This is a genomic window from Trichocoleus sp. ST-U2, assembly GCF_039961875.1.
Taxonomy (GTDB): domain Bacteria; phylum Cyanobacteriota; class Cyanobacteriia; order Cyanobacteriales; family FACHB-T130; genus FACHB-T130.
Map to the genome: position 1 here is coordinate 14,590 of NZ_JAMPJY010000040.1, position 16,995 is coordinate 31,584.

Sequence of the window (16,995 nt, forward strand, 5' to 3'; positions counted from 1 at the left end):
CTAGGGTTGAATCTGAGGCACTGGAAGCAGGGAGCGTTTTGCAGTGGCGATCGCAGTCGAGAAACTACTTACAGCAGAGATACAGAAACCAGCTCGTTATTTGGGAAACGAGCTAGGAGCCGTCCACAAACCTTGGGAAGCGGCGGCAGTACGGTGGGTTCTGACCTACCCAGAAATCTATGAAGTGGGTGCATCGAATCTTGGGCATATTATTCTCTACAACATATTGAATGCTCAATTGGGGCAGCTGTGCGATCGCGCATATCTACCAGCCCCAGATTTAGCGGCGAAACTCCGAGAAACACAGACGCCCCTATTTGCCGTGGAATCGCGGCGAAGTCTTACAGATTTTGACATTTTGGGCTTTAGTCTCAGCTACGAGCTAGGAGCCACCAATATCCTGGAAATGCTTGATTTGGCCGGGATTCCTCTGACGTGGCGAGAAAGGCTCACCAGCACAGACGCAGGGGAAAGTGAAGAATTTCTCTGGAATTATCCCCTGATTTTTGCTGGGGGACAGACCGCAACCTCGAATCCCGAACCTTACGCAGACTTTTTCGATTTCCTGGCTCTGGGAGATGGCGAGGAAGTGCTGCCAGAAATTGGCTGGGTAGTGGAAAAAGCCAAAAAAGCTCACCTCAGTCGAGAACAACTATTGTTGAATTTGGCACAAGTACCCGGCGTATATGTGCCTCAGTTCTATGACATGGCAGAAGATGGCTCAGTCCATCCTAATCGCCCGGATGTACCCCAGCGGATTTTACGGCGAGTTGCTGCCCCCCTGCCAGCTTATTCCATCGGGCTAGTGCCTTATGTAGAGACAGTCCACGACCGACTGACCATTGAAGTGCGGCGCGGCTGTACTCGCGGTTGTCGCTTCTGCCAGCCTGGAATGCTGACTCGTCCGGCGCGGGATGTGGAACCGCAGGAAGTCGTAGAGGCAATTGAAAAGGGAATGCGGGCGACGGGATATAACGAGTTTTCCCTACTCTCCTTGAGTTGTTCGGATTATCTATCTCTACCGGCGGTGGGGATGGAAATCAAAAATCGCCTCAAAGATGAAAATATTTCTCTCTCTTTACCCAGTCAACGGGTAGACCGATTTGATGAAGATATCGCGAATATTCTGGGCGGGACGCGACAAAGTGGGCTGACTTTCGCGCCGGAAGCTGGAACTCAGCGGATGCGGGACATTATCAACAAGGGGTTGACGAACGCAGAATTGCTGCGGGGCGTGAAAACCGCCTACGAGCAGGGTTGGGAAAAAATTAAGCTGTATTTTATGATTGGTCTGCCTGGAGAGACGGATATCGATGTTATCGGCATTGCCGAAACAATCCGTTGGCTACACCAAGAGTGTCGGACTGAAGGCAGAAAGCGTCTGCATTTCAACCTGACAATTTCCAACTTTACGCCGAAGCCTCACACCCCTTTCCAGTGGCACTCTGTCTCTACAACTGAGTTTCAACAGAAGCAGAAACTTCTCCGCGACGAGTTTCGCGGGATGAGGGGAGTGAAGGTAAACTTCACCGATGTTCGACTTTCGGCAATGGAAGATTTTATTGGACGGGGCGATAGGCGTCTGGCGTCAGTGCTGCGTCGCGCTTGGGAACTGGGCGCGGGGATGGATGCCTGGTTTGATAGTGTGGAACGAGCTTTTGCTGCTTGGGGACAAGCGATCGCAGAATCTGGCTTAACCTGGAAATACCGCCTTGTTGAAAATGGTGAATGGAACTGGATGGAGAATCGGCATCAACCGCTACCGATTGACGATTCCCAATCCCCCATTCCCAATCCCCAATTCGATGCGCCGTTGCCTTGGGATCATATCGATACGGGAATTGATAAGAACTGGCTAATCGCTGACCTGAAACGGGCTTTAGAAGCTGCGATAGTGCCGGATTGCTCTTTTGAAGGCTGTTCTCACTGTGGCATTTGCGGGTCTGACTTTGGGCACAATATTGTCATCAAGCCGCTGCCCATTCCAGAATTTGCCGGACACTTCACGCCGAATACAGATAGGGTACAGCGGTTGCGGGTTTGGTTGGGTAAGCTGGGCGATATGGCGCTGGTGAGCCATTTAGATTTGGTGCGCCTATTTGACCGTGCTGTGCGACGGGCGGCATTGCCTGTTGCTTTTACGGGCGGGTTTCATCCCAGTCCCCGCATTTCTCCAGCGAGTGCGCTGTCATTGGGATCAACCAGTGAAGGTGAAATTGTGGACTTTGAGCTAACCCAGGCGATGGATGTGGGGACATTCCAGGAGAAGTTAGCTGCCCAGTTGCCATCTGATATCCCGGTTTATCGGGTGGCAGATGTTGATTTGAAGGCTCCTTCCGCGACTCAGTTGTTGGAAAAAGCCGAGTATTTAATTGCAGTGGCAGCGGTTGAGTCGGCGTCACTAGAGGAGTGGGAAGGCTGGGTAGAGGCGATTAAAGCCAGTGAGAGCATTTTAATTGAGCAAACGACGAAGTCTGGGAAGAAGAAACAGATAAATCTGCGCGATCGCTTATTTGAATTAGAGGTCAATGAACCTCAAAGAAGCGCCAGCGAAGCGAAGGGCAATATCCCATTAGCTTGCCAAGAAAAAGCGGCAGAAGGCGTTGTTCTGCGCTATTTGGGCAGTTGTCAAAATGATGGAACTGTACTAAGACCGGAGCATATCGTCTTGATGTTGGAGCAAGTGACGGGGCGGGAGTTTCAGCTGTTGCACGCTCACCGACGTCAGCTGCTTCTGAAGGATTGATTGCCGAATCGGGATTCCTACCCTTGGCAACATTCACCTACCGCTATCGGAACAACCTGAGTTTATGTTGTTCTGGGAACGGTTGAACAACCCAGCGCCCCACTTTTCCGGCAAAACACGATGGTTGCTGGCGGACACCCCAGCTAAAGAAGTGGCGTGCCAGTCAATCTCGGTTACGCCATCTGTCTGTATCGATACCTGAGTTTACGATGAAGGTTGGCTGATTTGCCTGGATGGAACCAGCGAGAAAGTCTGGCAGGCAAATCAAGCCGGTCAGCTTCGGATGGCTGGAATTGTTGAATTTTAGCGATAGTTGCGATCCAGAGTATCCAAATTCTGGTTCTCTGGCTAAGTTTGGGAACGAAGAACAAACCTTCAACTTTTGATTAAGTCCAATGATGATTAAGCCCAGTGAGTGTGCGATCGCTCTTGCACTACTCTTTGATAAACTGCTTCAGTTTGTTTCGCTATCTTCGACCAGCTGAACCGACGCTCTAAATCTTCATAAGCGTTGTCAACTAGCCACTGGGCGTAACCTGGATTTTTTAGCACTTCTAAAATGCCCCAGGCGAGAGAATCCCAGTTGTTCGTCTGGGTAACAACCCCAGTCTTGGTGTGTTGCACGACTTCCGGTAAACCCCCCGTGTCTGATACCACAACGGGCACGCGGGCGGCAAAGCTTTCTAGGGCAACAATGCCAAAGGGTTCGTAGAGGCTGGGAAATACAGCGCAGTCAGCAACCGTTTGGAATTTATCTAGGTCGGCATCTGACATAAAGCCGGTGAAATAGCAGTCGTCCCAAATGCCTAAATTCCAAGCTTGCTGCTTCAGGGGGTCAGTATTGCCGCCGCCAATAATCACAAATTTGACATTGCCCCCCATTTCCCAAAGGACTTTCGGGGCAGCATTCAACAACACGGAAACGCCCTTTTCGTGGGACATTCGACCCACATAATAGACAATTTTCTCCCGATCGTCGGCAAACTGGCGACGGAAGTTCAATGCATCAAACTCGTGCCAGCGTGGTTTCTTTTCCGGTCGGATGCCGTTGTAAATTACATCCATTTTGTCCCAAGGAGTTTCTAGCGCTCGTTCTCCTTCTTGGCGCATATAGTTGGTACAAACAATAATCCGCCAAGAGTTATAGGCGAGAAGTTTTTCTTTACCGCTAATGTAGCGGTGGTCGTCGTTGTAGATGCCGTTGTAACGACCAAATTCGGTGGCGTGAATCGTCGTAATCAGGGGCACTTTAAAATTGTGCTTGAGAGCGATCGCGGCATCTCCCACCAACCAATCGTGGGCATGGATCAAATCGAACGGGCCATCTTCCATCATCAGCTTCCCGCCGTGAATCCCCATGCTCTGGTTCAAATTCACGACCCAGTGAAAGAAGTCATAACCGTAGCCCACTGGCACCCGATGCACGTGGACGCCATCTACCACCTCGTACAGCGGCGCGTGACCAAACTCCACTGTTAGCAAGTGGACTTCATGCCCTAGTTTTATCAGTTCTGGATATAACTCCCCTACATGGCGGGCAATTCCTCCGACAATGCGCGGCGGAAATTCCCAAGTCAGGACTAGAATCTTCATTTCCCCCAATCCCCTCAATTCAGTTACAAATCGCTACAGATCGACATAGTTCTAAAAATTATAGTCTCCTAGTTGGGACAATGAGGGTGTGATAGATTTAAATAATCTTTTAACCCTGAGCAAACATAAACACTCAATCTATTTCTATTGTTGCTTTTATTTGAGGGATAAACAGTTAATACAATAAGAAGTAAGAAAAGAATAAATTATGAAATGTGAAGCCAAGAATTTATCCCTTTTCTGGCTCTATACCTCAATCGCTTTCAACCTACCGCTAGCTCTTGAGGTACTGCGAATAGACATTTCAAGAACAAAGTTTTCCCCTAAATAAACTCTAAAAGACACTTCAATTGCCTATCCGGTTTTTCCACAATAATCCTCAGATTAATTAAGCACCCCAGAACGATGCTCTTCCCCATTGGTTTAATAGTGAAAAAGAAGGCATTATTTGCCATCTATATTGCCATTTGGGAACATCTCTGACTTCCGTGGGAATGCGGATGTTGCCGGGTTGATATGGAATTGCTCGGTACGTGCGATCGCATAGTCTGCCGCTAGATGGGACAAAAAACGAATTTAAGTTAGAGAAATCTGTTGGCGAAATGCCTGCCAAGCCGCGATCGCTTGCGCGTTCGAGACAACTCCTTTTTGCATTAAGATAACGCCATCTTTGAAGTCAATGATGCCATACTCCCCACTACCAGATAGCCGATCGATCGCGGGAACACTCTGTTGCAATAATCCGCGTTCTTCGTTGAAAGCAGCTTGATACTGCTGTGCTTGCCACAAATCAGCAATAATGTAATCCACATTCACCACTTCACCAGCATCATTGCGGAGTTGCAAAGACGGAAAGCGGATGATTTCGCGGCGACCCGAAAGATGGGGAACGAGATGGGTGGTAGTCGCTACACTAGCGTCACGCGGAATCTGAGCCAATAAAGGGCGAACTTGGCTAACATGTTCCCACTGCCGCGTTACGGGGACGTAAACCAAAGGTTGAATAGAATCTGGAATCAAAAAGTAAAAAGTTCGATTGGGGTTAGAGGTGAATGTAAAAAATACTGAAAGGCAGAGGCAGATAACCCAAAAGCGCCGAAACGACCGCGATACTGATTTGGGATGATGAGGTTGCACCTCAGCCTCACCAATGTCTGATGTCTGAGCTTTTCGCCCCCCTTTAAAATCTCTTATCCAAATTCTAAAGTCGCTTTGCCCTGCCCACCAGAGAATCGCCCCGTAAAATAGCCCCGGCACGATTGTCATCGCATAGCGAATATTAATGGCGAGAACCGACTGTCCCTTCCCTAATAAAAGTTTCAAGAGGGGAAATCCCGCTACCATCCAAGAAGCAGGAGAAATTGCTGGCACAAAAGCCAAGGGCAACCATTGACCTAATAAATACTTAATCGTGCCAAAGAAGGGTGAAAACAGCTCGACGATAAGCCGCCAAGGGTTGCTTACCATTCCCCAGATAATTTCCAGCGTAGAAGCTTCTTCGCCATCCGCATATTGCCCAAACCGCTCCATCATAAACCGCTGAGAAATATCCTCGGAGAACAGCGGCATGATCAGATTGGTGAGGACAATCATGTAAGCAAAACTGAGAGTACAGACGGCAAGACCCGCCTTGGGATAGCGTTTGCTCAGGATCATGTAAAACCCGATACTAAACAGGCTCACGCCCGAATCTTCCCGAACCGCCAAAATCAAAACCGCCAGCACCCAAAATAGCCACCACCAGCGCTTTTCCATTGCCAGGAGCAATCCAAAGGTAAAGAGGGGAATTTGGCAAATATCGTGGAAATTAGCTAAGGTAGGGCCAAGAACGGCGTTAGCGCCATAAAAGCTGATAGTAATTAGGGCAGAAATCCCCGGTTCCAGATGCTGTCGAGCAAGGACGTATAGAACCAAACCGGCAGCGGTTACGAGCGTAACTTGTAAAACAGTGAGCGTTGCGGGTGACGGAAATAGGGCATACAAGGGTAGCCACAGCAAAAGGGCTGGGGTGAAGTGTTGCCCTAAGCGGTGATAAAAAACTTCTGGGACTTCGCCATTGTGAACGACGTTGGTAGAAAGCTGCGAGGAAAGAGAACTCTGAAAGAAGCGACCGTGAATGCCGTTCCAGAAGACTTGGTTAAAGATGCCTTGATCGTAGGAGGAATAAAAGGTGAAGTGCCGATGCAGGGTCAAAAAGAGAGCAAACAAAAAAAATGCGATCGCTGCACCCATCACCATCCGTAACGCTGGCTGCTTGTGTAATTTCAACAACATCACTCACAATCGTTTATAAATGTTAAATAGATATTAAATTGAAAGCGGATCTTCGCTTCTCGTCCACTCTCAGTCAATACCCCTAAGAATTAAAGTGTCATCGGTTGGTTCCCAGTGCTGAAACCAGATTACATAAAGGCAGCTCTTGAAAAACCTACCCATTCTGAAGCATCGCTACAGCTACTGCTGTTTGTCGATGAGCGTCCGAGTTCGCGTAAACAGATCCAGCAAATCCAAACGTATCTGGAGAGCTTAAAGACCGAGGTTCCTTTTGAACTTCAGATGGTCGAGGTCGGAGAGCAGCCGTATTTAGCCGAACACTTTAAACTGGTGGCAACCCCAGCTTTGATCAAGATTCATCCGGAACCCCGACAGACGCTAGCTGGGAGTAATTTGATCGCTCAATTGAAGAATTGTTGGCCTCGCTGGCAGCTGTGTGCCGAAGAATATCAGGAGACTTTAGCACAGGAACGGGAGACAGATTCACCGACCACCGCAGAAACCTCAGCGATTCGGTCTGTTGCTCATTCCGCAGAACTGATTCAACTGTCTGACGAAATTTTTCGCCTCAAGAAAGAAAAAGAAGAACTGCTGGAGCAGCTACAGTTCAAAGACCGGGTACTCGCTATGTTAGCTCACGACCTGCGGAGTCCCCTCACAGCCGCCTCTCTAGCAATGGAAACCTTGGAATTAAGCTTAAATTCAAACAATAGCAACAGACACGCCAAGCTAACACCAGCACTGACCGAGCAGTTAAGCAAGCAGGCTCGTACCCAAATCCGCGTGATGGATCGGATGATCGCAGATATTCTGCAAGCCGCCAGGGGTACGAGTGCCCAATTGCATATTCAACCGCATAAGTTGGACTTGGGGGCACTTTGTCATGAGGTCATTAATTCACTGAAAGCTCGGTGTCAGGGGAAATCTCAATCTTTGGAAACCGATATTCCCCAGGATTTGCCCTATGTCTATGCGGATGAAGAACGGGTGCGCCAAGTGATAGTCAACCTTCTGGATAACGCGATTAAGTACACGCCGGAAGGTGGCAAGATTCAAGTTGCAATGCTGCACCGCACGACTCAGAAAATTCAGGTGAGCGTTGGCGACACGGGTTTTGGTATCCCTGCGGAGAATCAAGAGCGCATCTTTGAAGATCGCTATCGCCTAGAGCGAGACCAAGAAAGAGACGGGTATGGGATTGGTCTTGGCTTATGCCAGCGGATTATTCGGGCGCATTATGGGCAGATTTGGGTAGACTCAAATCTCGATAAGGGCAGTATTTTTCACTTCACGCTACCAGTTTACAGATAATTAAAAATTAACTCTTTAGCTTAATTTGACGTTCAACTGCAAAACTAATCGCAATGAACAAAACGGTTAAACCCTGGATGGCGTAAACGACGGTGACGGGAACGTTGGCGCTGCGTTGCATGACGTTTGCGCCGCTGCGGAGGATACCGAAGAATAGGGAAGTAAGGACGATACCGGCGAGATTACCACGACTGAGGAGAGCGATCGCGATCGCATCAAATCCATACCCCGGTGAAAAACGGTCGAATAGTCGATATTTCAAGCCCATGACTTCGCCTGCACCCGCTAATCCCGCGAATCCTCCAGCGAATGCCATCACAGCGATGATGGTGCGTTCTACCGACATCCCCGCGTAACGAGCGGCTGTGGGATTTTGTCCGACGGCTTCGATTTGGTATCCTAAAGGCGATCGCGTCAGCAATACCCACAACAATCCTGTAGCGAGTAATCCGATAAAAATCCCCGCATGAGCTTGAGTTTGCGGCAAAATAATCGGTAATCGAGCAGATTCTGCAATTAAAGGAGAAAAGGCACTCGGCGCACCTGGTGCCTTCAAGGGATTATTTACCAGATATCCAACAAAGTTCAGCGCCACATAATTGAGTAGCAGCGTGGTAATCACCTCATTTACACCGCGCACCGCTTTCAGATAACCGGGAATTAATCCCCAAACTCCCCCTAGTAAAAATCCCCCCAGCAGCGCCAGTGGTACGTGAATCAAGGGAGGTAATCCTTGCAGATACAACCCTACCAAGGCGGTACCGAGTCCCCCCATGTAAATCTGCCCTTCTGCGCCAATATTAAATAAACCCGCCTTCAAAGGCACCAGCACCCCCAAACTCGCTAATAATAAGGGTGCGGTTTTGGCGATCGTATTGGCAAAGCCGTAGTAATCTGCGAGAGATTCTTTAAATAGAATGCCGTAGGCGGTGATGGGGTTCGCCTTTGCCAGCAAGATGAGGATAGCACCAACGATGAGGGCGGATGCGATCGCTACTACTGGCGATAAAATTGGCAGCAGTACAGGTTGAATCCGATTTGTTGTCATAACTGTGGGACTTCGCCAAGACTCCCACAGACTGAAGTCTGGGGCTATACAAACTAAGCCTGCCTACGCAGGCTGAGAATAATTTTTGTATTTTAGATCGCGCAGGCGGTCTTTATTTGTGTAGCTACGATTTCAGCCGTCAGGCAACAGTTGAACTTAGCAGCGATCGCTACCCTTCAACACCCGCCGAAATACCACCAGTCATTAAATAACCAACTTGTTCCACTGTGGCAGTGGCAGCATCTAAGATATCCACGAATTGTCCTTCATACATGACGGCAATGCGATCGCTCATTGCCATAATCTCTTCTAATTCTGTCGAAACATATAAAATTGCCGCACCTCGTTCTCGTTCAGCTAATAAGCGCTGCTGTACATATTCTGTCGCACCGACATCTAAACCGCGTGTCGGTTGCATTGCCACAATTAAAGCTGGGTTGCCAGAAAGTTCTCGTGCTAACACCACTTTTTGTTGATTGCCGCCGGACAATTGGCTAACTTTAATCGATGGATTTTCAGCGCGAATATCAAAGTTTTCCATCGCCTCAGTCGCATGATGATTAATTACCTCATACTGGAGGAACCAACGGCGGCAAAATGGCAGAAACATAAAAGCTTTGAGAATGAGATTTCTGGCAATACTAAACCCCATCACCAAACCCATTTTCTGCCTATCCTCTGGAATATAAGCTGTAATTCTTCCTGTCCTCTCCCTTAAAAAGGGGGAGTTAGAGGGGGATCTCCGGATGGTTCCCGAATTAATAGCACGAAAACCCGCAATCGCATCTGCTAACTCTCGCTGTCCATTACCATCAACACCCGCAACTCCTAGTATTTCGCCTGCGTGGAGTTCAAAAGATATATCTTTTACAACCAGCAAATTCCGCTCATCCTCAACCTGCAACTTTTGTACTTCTAGCACTACTTCACTAGAAGAACGAGCAGATTTATTTAGATGAAGTAAGATTTCTCTCCCTACCATCAAACGTGCTAATTCTTGAGTGTTCGTATCTGCGTTTTTAGTTGTCGTCACCACCGCACCCCGCCGCAACACGGTGACAGTATCGCAGAGATTCATCACTTCTTCTAGCTTGTGACTGATAAAAATAATCGTATGTCCCTCTTTAGCAAGTTGGCGCAAAATAGCAGCTAATATTTTTACTTCTGGCGGCGTCAGCACCGCTGTCGGTTCATCCAATATCAGCACCTTGGCGTTGCGATAAAGTGCCTTGAGAATCTCTACCCGTTGCTGAACTCCTACAGGTAAATCTCCGACTTTTGCAAATGGATTTACATCTAAACCATAAGACTGAGCGAGTTGCGCGATCGCCTGCGATTTCTCTTTTATATTTAGCCGCAAATCGAAGCTGGTTCCAAGAATAATATTCTCGGTTACTGACAGTTGCGGTACCAACATAAAATGCTGGTGAATCATGCCAATCCCCTGCGCGATCGCGTCACTTGCTGAAGAAATTTGCACAGGATTGCCTTGCAAGTAGATTTGACCGGAATCTGGCTGATAAAGTCCGCAAAGGATATTCATCAAAGTAGTTTTACCAGCTCCGTTCTCGCCTAGCAGAGCATGAATCGAGCCGCAACTAACGCTCAAATTTATGTTGTTATTAGCGAGAAAGGTGCCAAAGTGTTTGGTAATACCTTCAAGACGTAAATAAGTCATTTTTAATATTTTTTGCTAATTGGCTTAGCCAATATACCGCCGGGGAATTGATTCCCCGACGGGTGATAAGCGAAGAGATATCAACTGAATTAAGCTTGCTTCACACACCGAGTATCCTTTCCCCCCTCTTTACACGCCTCAAATGTAACTTTCTTAGCTAATATTGCCTGCTTCGTATTAAGTGCTTTTTCCTCTACATTTTTTGGCACCATTGCCCCAAATTTACCAAGATAGAGAATCTCAGGATTTTCCAAACCAATTGTATAAATCTCACCTTTTAGATTGCCTTTCACAGCAAGATCGGCTAAGTATGCGATCGCTAAGTCAATTCGCTTCACCGCACTGGTTAATACTGCCTTTGGCGCAACATCCAGTTGATCTGTGGTATTGCCGAAAGCAAAAACTCCCTTCTCAGCGGCGGTTTGCAGCACCGCAGGAGAAGCATTATCCAGCCACTGATAAATCACATCAACGCCTGAAGAAATCAACGCTTGCGTCGCTTCCTTCGCCTTAGCCGCATCATTCCAATCGCCTGTGTAACTGGCAGCGATTTTAATATCTGGTTTAACAGACTTCGCGCCTAACTCTAATCCCCGCAATTCTTCATCAGTTGCTTGAAAAGATTGAGCCGCTAGATAAGCCATTTTATTTGATTTTGTCATCAAGGCACCTATGATGCCGCACAGATAACTGGTTTGCAAATGATCGATTCGCAAAGACGCCATGTTATCGCCTTTCACCGTACCATTGACACCGACAAAGAACGTCTTCGGAAATTGCGCTGCTACCTGCTCAATTGCTGCATCAAATTGTCCCCCGTGGGCATACACTAAGTTGTAGCCACGACGCGCAAAGTCTGACAAAGCTTCTGCCTGATCCGCTTGTTCCACCTTCTCAACGTGAGCAATTTCAACTCCCAGCTTTTCTTTGGCAGTTGTCACGCCTTCATAGCCAGCCTGGTTCCAAGCTTTATCTGTGATAATCCCTGGCAAAACGATAGCAACTTTGAAATCCTTACCCGTTTTAGCAGAAGTATCCCCACTAGCTGCTGTTTCTGTCGGGGTAGGACTGCTATTGCAAGCCTTCAGCAATAGACTGGTACCCAAGGTAGCTGAACCATACAGGAGAAATTTGCGCCGACTATATTCCATCATGCGATCGCCCTCAGATAAATAGTTTTAATGTAGTTACTTATTTTGAGCGATTCGGTGACGCGATCGCTATGCTAACGCCAGTCTATTTTTCCAACTGTTGGCTGAAAACAAAGTAACATCAAACTGAATAAACTGAAGAAGCGACAAAATTTGTCAGCAAATTCTAATCGTTAGTCTGTATAGGGTGAGATGGAATACATCAAAAAGAACAAAGAACTGTTGCGAGTGATTCTGTGTGTGTGTATCATCGGCGTCGGCATAGCGCACTTTGCCATCCCAGCACCATTTGTTAAACTCGTGCCGTCGCAACTTCCTTACCCTCTGGAACTGGTATATATCAGCGGCTTTTTTGAAATCCTGGGTGGGATTGGATTATTAGTCCCTCCCGTAAGTCATGCGGCTGCTTGGGGATTGCTTACTCTTTTTATCTTTGTTTTCCCTGCAAATATCAATATGGCAGTGAATAGTATCGACCTCAATCCTATTCCAAACTCACCTTGGTTCCAAGCAATAAGACTTCCCTTCCAAGCAGTCTTAATTGCTTGGGCTTGGTGGTATACAAGACCAAGTGATGGGGAGAAGCAAGCTTCAATTATTCCATACAAACCCAAAACTGAGTAAGCAAAATACCTGGCAATTGAAATCGCGGCTACACAAACAAAGCTACACAAACAAAGCCTGCCTCCGCAGGCTAAATTAAGTCCGCGTAGGCGGAATTGGTTTGTATAGCCCCAAACTTCCAGTTTGTGGGTAATTTGCTTTCCTAGGTTTTTTCGGATGAAAATGACCATTAAAATGATGAAAATACAAACAAGTTTGATATGAATACATCAAAAACAGTGCAACAATTACACGCCGAATTGATAACACCAGAAAATTTTCGGTGTTATGGTCAAGTAATCTCTGCAAGTGTTGACGGCAAACTTTATGATTCCGAAGAAGCGCAGTTAAACCTGCAAAATGGAGTTCCCCGGTTTTACATTATGCGGCTGCAACACAAAGGTCGCAAGTTTCACAAAATCACGCGCCACGTCCAATGCACTCAATGTCTGGGTTCGCTGGAAGGGAAAGACTGGTTAATTGCGGTTGCGCCTCCGAATCCTAATACTGACGAACCTGCATTAGAAGATATTACAGCTTTCCGTATTCCAGGGAATTGCTTTATCAAGTTAGAAGTCGGAACTTGGCACGCTGGGCCATATTTTGATCATGAATTTGTAGATTTCTACAATCTTGAACTCAGCGATACAAACGTAGTCGATCATTTCACCCATAACTTTCAGGAAAGTCATCAGCTAGAGTTTGAGATTGTCACTAATTAGGGAATTTGTTCCTTTTATCCTTCATCTAATGAACTAATACAACGCGCTATTTATTCCCCACGTTTCGCAATCCAACCACCGACGAGTAAGGCACTATAAAAGCGTTCCACCATCCCAAAACCAGCCTCTTCAAGCAGCGCAACGATCCGCTCTTCCGGCACTAAGTGGATATTTTTGGGAAGATTTTCGAGCCTCTGCTGTACCTGCTCTGGAGGAATACCTTTTTTGAGAACGTAATTCTTCAGGATTTCAAACTTTCGTTCAACTTGACCCGGATTCGACTCCCCGTATGAATCCACGAGCACAAAAGTAGCACCTGGCTTGAGCCGTTGAGCGATACTGCGAAGCATTGCTAGCTTGGTTCCGTCATCGGGGAAAAAATGCATGACTAGAATCAACGTGGCGGCGTCATACAAAATATCTTCAGGTAAGTCAGACACAATGCCTTGATGCAGGCTGACGCGCTCTTGGAGTCCGGCTTTCTGGATGCGATCGCTAGCAATGCTCATCATCTCCGGAGACGGATCTACTCCCAGCAGCCGCCATGAAGAATTTGCCTTACCCAGAATCTCAAGTTCTTTACCCGAACCCGAACCAGCAATTAACAGTGAGGACTCTTCCGGGAGGCGCACTTGAAGCACCGCCTGCAACAAATCGTGTATCAGCTCATATCCAGGCACCCAGAAAGGAATGTCTTTATCATAATTCCCGGCGCGTTCTCCCTCGAAAATAAATACTTGCTGATTTGTCATGTCTGCAAATTTATAAAAAACTGATAATTGCTAATTTCGGGTCATTGATAGCTGTTACTAGGAAGTAAATGGTAGATGCACTTTTCCTATCCCCAATTTTACTCCCATTCTCTATTATCATTTAGCCCCCAACTTCTCCAATCAATTTTTTTAGATAAGCGGCTGCTTCTTTGGGTGGTAGCATGACCACCTCATTTTTGCGAAGGATTTCGTACTGGTTACTTCGATAACCGTGACCCAAAATTAGCCCTAAACTGACTGCCCTATTGCCAAGTTCATTTAACTCGTTGAAGCTCATCGCTTCAACTTCCATATTCAGTTGTTTAATAATTTCCTCATCCATGTCCTCAGGTCTCCGGGTTACTATATTGATTGAACATCTCAGATTTTTCACCCATCGCTAATCCCAATTTAAGGTGCTGATGCGATACATCTGTTTTTCCTTGCTTCTCTTGGGGGTCAGGCGGAGCTTGATATAGCTTATCAAAATGGAAATAGGATAACCAAATCGCTGACGCAAGCGATCGCATCTGGGTGAAGCTAGTATTTTGTAGCCTCCTTACTCCCCCACACATCTCAGCTTTCATCCATTCTAGCTTTTGTCTAGTTCTACTTTTTCTTTTTCACATCTTTCTAAAGGAATAGTTTTTACGAGACATTTTAAGCTTCTTTTTAGAAAAATCTAACATTTTTTTAATAAAATCATTATCAATTCTCAGCTAAAAATCATTTGTCAGCCAAATTTTATTATAAAAATTAGCTTAATCTTTAAGAGTCAGCTTCCATATCTGTGTTATTGAGGTAGGTTATGGAGAATGAATCAGTACAAAGCCCCTCCAGTTCAAAGATAAAACGGATTTTTGGTTTTTTTCTAGTTGCTGCTATGATCGCTGCCCTCATCTTTGCAGCTAAATATTTTAATGTCCAGGAACAGTTGAAGAGCGCTTTGGCGTGGATTGACAGCCTGGGATTTTGGGCACCAGTGACTTTTATGGTCATCTACATCCTAGCCACCGTACTCTTCATTCCCGGCTCCATCCTCACCTTGGGAGCGGGTGTGGTTTTCGGCATATTTTTAGGTTCAATTTACGTCTTCATCGGAGCTACTTTAGGAGCCGCTGCTGCATTCCTTGTGGGGCGTTATTTGGCTCGCGGCTGGGTTTCCAAGCAAATAGAAAAAAATCCCAAATTTAAAGCCATCGACCAAGCTGTTGCCAAGGAAGGATTCAAAATTGTTCTTTTAACTCGACTTTCACCTATCTTTCCCTTCAACCTTTTAAACTACTCTTTTGGAATCACCCAAGTTTCCCTGAAAGATTATTTTTTAGCCTCTATCGGCATGATTCCCGGAACGATTATGTATGTTTATATCGGTTCTTTAGCTGGTAGTATTGCCACCCTTGGAGCAGTACAGCCCAAAAATCCTGAAACTGAAATAGCCCAATGGGTAATTCGTGTGCTTGGATTTATTGCCACTGTTGCTGTGACGATTTATGTTACGCGCATCGCTCGAAAAGCATTAGAAGAAAGCGTTAATCAGGAGGAATTATAATGCCACAGCTAGGAGTTGATCGGGTGATTGTGTCGCCAATGGATGTCTATAACCAAACTTTGATAGCTCACGTACATCCTCCCGATTGGGTGAATCCCGAACCTGCACCTCGTTACAATTTGGTTGTAATTGGAGCCGGTACTGCGGGGCTGGTGACAGCGGCAGGTGCAGCCGGGTTAGGCGCTAAAGTCGCGTTAGTTGAAAAGCATTTGATGGGTGGAGATTGCCTCAATGTGGGTTGCGTTCCCTCGAAATGCATGATTCGCTCTTCTCGTGTTGTTGCAGATATTCGGGATGCAGAGAGATTTGGTGTTCGCATTCCTGAAGGTACTGAAGTTGATTTTTCTGCCGTAATGGAGCGACTGCGGCGAATTCGTGCCGGGATTAGTCATCACGATTCTGCCGAAAGATTTCAAAAGTTGGGTATCGATGTATTTTTGGGAGATGCTCGGTTTTCTAGTTCTGACACTATCGAAGTCGCGGGAAAGAAGTTACGTTTTAAAAAAGCAGTTATTGCTACAGGTGCGCGTGCAGCTAATCTCCCGATTGAAGGGTTACAAGAGGCAGGTTATCTCACTTACGAAACCGTATTTTCCCTCACAGAACGACCAAACCGACTAGCAGTAATTGGCGGTGGCCCTATCGGCTGCGAACTGGCTCAGGCGTTCCAGCGGCTTGGTTCAGAAGTGGTGCTGTTACATAAAAATGCCCATATTCTTGACAAAGAGGATGCTGATGCAGCCGAAATTGTGCAACAGGCGTTTATTCAGGAGGGGATTAAGTTAATATTGCAGTCCAAAATTAAGCGAGTTGAAACAAGCAGCGCAGGAAAAGTTATTTATTACGAAGCGAATGGAAAAGAAGCTTCAGTAACAGTTGATGAAATCCTAGCCGGAGTTGGGAGAGCGCCTAATGTTGAAGGCTTAAATCTTGAGACGGTAGGCGTACAATATGACACCAAAAAAGGGGTAATTGTCAATGACAAGCTTCAGACAACAAACCCTCGCATTTATGCTGCTGGTGATATCTGTATGGAATGGAGATTCACCCATGCTGCTGATGCCGCTGCCCGGATTGTTATTCAGAATAGTTTGTTTTTTGGGCGCAAAAAACTTAGTACGCTGACAATGCCTTGGTGTACCTACACTGCTCCAGAAATTGCCCATGTGGGGATGTACGAGAAAGAGGCGTTGGAAAAAGGAATTGAGGTGGATTCTTACTTCATTCCATTGAGTGAGGTGGATCGCGCGATCGCAGACGGCGAAGAAGAAGGATTTGCTAAAATTCACGTCAAGAAAGGCACCGATAAAATTTTAGGTGCAACCATTGTGGCGAGACACGCAGGTGACATGATTAGCGAAGTCACCTTGGCGATGGTAGGAAATGTTGGCTTGAAAACACTTGCCACGGTTATTCACCCCTATCCCACGCAAGCCGAAGCGATTCGCAAGGCAGCAGATGCTTATAACCGTACTCGGCTAACGCCGTTTGTGAAGAAGTTATTTTCTAATTGGTTGGCTTGGACGAGATAGCTGTTAATTTCACGTTCAAGTGCAAATTTCCCA

The 16,995-nt window shown here is 46.6% G+C and carries 14 protein-coding genes; 7 read left to right on the forward strand and 7 right to left on the reverse strand.

Going from position 1 to position 16,995, the window contains the following annotated elements; genetic code table 11:
- Positions 1–43: 43 nt before the first annotated feature.
- Both NC996_RS21575 and NC996_RS21580 read left to right on the forward strand, forming a co-directional pair.
- On the forward strand, positions 44–2,746 hold the full coding sequence (locus tag NC996_RS21575; protein ID WP_190682856.1) for a TIGR03960 family B12-binding radical SAM protein: 2,703 nt from the start codon (positions 44–46) through the stop codon (positions 2,744–2,746).
- A gap of 233 nt (positions 2,747–2,979) precedes the next feature.
- Positions 2,980–3,132 carry a hypothetical protein gene (locus NC996_RS21580; protein ID WP_190412158.1) on the forward strand — a complete coding sequence of 51 codons (153 nt, stop codon included), beginning with the start codon at positions 2,980–2,982 and terminating at the stop codon, positions 3,130–3,132.
- Positions 3,133–3,148: 16 nt separating this feature from the next.
- Here NC996_RS21580 and NC996_RS21585 read toward each other — a convergent pair whose 3' ends face one another.
- Both NC996_RS21585 and NC996_RS21590 read right to left on the reverse strand, forming a co-directional pair.
- Positions 3,149–4,339 carry a glycosyltransferase family 4 protein gene (locus NC996_RS21585; RefSeq protein WP_190412157.1) on the reverse strand — a complete coding sequence of 397 codons (1,191 nt, stop codon included), beginning with the start codon at positions 4,337–4,339 and terminating at the stop codon, positions 3,149–3,151.
- Between the two features lie 576 nt (positions 4,340–4,915).
- Entirely contained in the window at positions 4,916–6,613 is a 1,698-nt protein-coding gene (locus NC996_RS21590) for a DUF2079 domain-containing protein (protein WP_190412156.1), read from the reverse strand.
- A gap of 114 nt (positions 6,614–6,727) precedes the next feature.
- On the opposite strand from NC996_RS21590, the gene NC996_RS21595 reads away from it, so the two are divergent.
- A complete protein-coding gene (locus tag NC996_RS21595) occupies positions 6,728–7,924 on the forward strand; it encodes a histidine kinase (RefSeq protein WP_190682863.1) in 1,197 nt (398 codons plus the stop codon).
- A gap of 7 nt (positions 7,925–7,931) precedes the next feature.
- Here NC996_RS21595 and NC996_RS21600 read toward each other — a convergent pair whose 3' ends face one another.
- The 3 genes from NC996_RS21600 to NC996_RS21610 form a co-directional block, all read right to left on the reverse strand.
- Complete coding sequence (locus tag NC996_RS21600; protein ID WP_190682866.1) at positions 7,932–8,972, reverse strand: ABC transporter permease; 1,041 nt, start codon at positions 8,970–8,972, stop codon at positions 7,932–7,934.
- Between the two features lie 169 nt (positions 8,973–9,141).
- On the reverse strand, positions 9,142–10,650 hold the full coding sequence (locus NC996_RS21605) for an ABC transporter ATP-binding protein (protein ID WP_190682869.1): 1,509 nt from the start codon (positions 10,648–10,650) through the stop codon (positions 9,142–9,144).
- A gap of 89 nt (positions 10,651–10,739) precedes the next feature.
- Positions 10,740–11,804: a BMP family protein gene (locus NC996_RS21610; protein WP_190524932.1), complete on the reverse strand. Its 1,065-nt coding sequence runs from the start codon at positions 11,802–11,804 to the stop codon at positions 10,740–10,742.
- A gap of 198 nt (positions 11,805–12,002) precedes the next feature.
- Here NC996_RS21610 and NC996_RS21615 point away from each other — a divergent pair, with 198 nt between their 5' ends.
- The gene (locus tag NC996_RS21615) at positions 12,003–12,425 is read left to right on the forward strand and encodes a DoxX family protein (protein ID WP_190412286.1); all 423 of its coding nucleotides are present in this window, start codon (positions 12,003–12,005) and stop codon (positions 12,423–12,425) included.
- A gap of 200 nt (positions 12,426–12,625) precedes the next feature.
- On the forward strand, positions 12,626–13,126 hold the full coding sequence (locus tag NC996_RS21620; RefSeq protein WP_190436143.1) for an ureidoglycolate lyase: 501 nt from the start codon (positions 12,626–12,628) through the stop codon (positions 13,124–13,126).
- A 50-nt stretch (positions 13,127–13,176) separates the two neighbouring features.
- On the opposite strand, the gene NC996_RS21625 is transcribed toward NC996_RS21620, so the two are convergent.
- Both NC996_RS21625 and NC996_RS21630 read right to left on the reverse strand, forming a co-directional pair.
- A complete protein-coding gene (locus NC996_RS21625) occupies positions 13,177–13,878 on the reverse strand; it encodes a class I SAM-dependent methyltransferase (protein ID WP_190682871.1) in 702 nt (233 codons plus the stop codon).
- A gap of 121 nt (positions 13,879–13,999) precedes the next feature.
- Positions 14,000–14,221 carry a hypothetical protein gene (locus NC996_RS21630; RefSeq protein ID WP_190436149.1) on the reverse strand — a complete coding sequence of 74 codons (222 nt, stop codon included), beginning with the start codon at positions 14,219–14,221 and terminating at the stop codon, positions 14,000–14,002.
- A 540-nt stretch (positions 14,222–14,761) separates the two neighbouring features.
- Here NC996_RS21630 and NC996_RS21635 point away from each other — a divergent pair.
- Both NC996_RS21635 and NC996_RS21640 read left to right on the forward strand, forming a co-directional pair.
- The gene (locus NC996_RS21635) at positions 14,762–15,430 is read left to right on the forward strand and encodes a TVP38/TMEM64 family protein (protein ID WP_347277029.1); all 669 of its coding nucleotides are present in this window, start codon (positions 14,762–14,764) and stop codon (positions 15,428–15,430) included.
- Positions 15,430–16,962, forward strand: a complete 1,533-nt coding sequence (locus NC996_RS21640; RefSeq protein WP_190682879.1) for a mercuric reductase — start codon at positions 15,430–15,432, stop codon at positions 16,960–16,962. The genes NC996_RS21635 and NC996_RS21640 overlap by 1 nt, the downstream gene beginning before the upstream one ends.
- Positions 16,963–16,995 lie beyond the last annotated feature (33 nt).

Bases quoted from the DNA above. Each gene is read 5' to 3' on its own strand.
- NC996_RS21600 (WP_190682866.1), bottom strand. From the start codon at position 8,972: ATGACAACAAATCGGATTCAACCTGTACTGCTGCCAATTTTATCGCCA.
- NC996_RS21625 (WP_190682871.1), bottom strand. From the start codon at position 13,878: ATGACAAATCAGCAAGTATTTATTTTCGAGGGAGAACGCGCCGGGAAT.
- NC996_RS21585 (WP_190412157.1), bottom strand. From the start codon at position 4,339: ATGAAGATTCTAGTCCTGACTTGGGAATTTCCGCCGCGCATTGTCGGA.
- NC996_RS21635 (WP_347277029.1), top strand. From the start codon at position 14,762: ATGATCGCTGCCCTCATCTTTGCAGCTAAATATTTTAATGTCCAGGAA.
- NC996_RS21630 (WP_190436149.1), bottom strand. From the start codon at position 14,221: ATGGATGAGGAAATTATTAAACAACTGAATATGGAAGTTGAAGCGATG.
- NC996_RS21640 (WP_190682879.1), top strand. From the start codon at position 15,430: ATGCCACAGCTAGGAGTTGATCGGGTGATTGTGTCGCCAATGGATGTC.
- NC996_RS21605 (WP_190682869.1), bottom strand. From the start codon at position 10,650: ATGACTTATTTACGTCTTGAAGGTATTACCAAACACTTTGGCACCTTT.
- NC996_RS21610 (WP_190524932.1), bottom strand. From the start codon at position 11,804: ATGATGGAATATAGTCGGCGCAAATTTCTCCTGTATGGTTCAGCTACC.
- NC996_RS21580 (WP_190412158.1), top strand. From the start codon at position 2,980: ATGGAACCAGCGAGAAAGTCTGGCAGGCAAATCAAGCCGGTCAGCTTC.
- NC996_RS21620 (WP_190436143.1), top strand. From the start codon at position 12,626: ATGAATACATCAAAAACAGTGCAACAATTACACGCCGAATTGATAACA.
- NC996_RS21590 (WP_190412156.1), bottom strand. From the start codon at position 6,613: ATGTTGTTGAAATTACACAAGCAGCCAGCGTTACGGATGGTGATGGGT.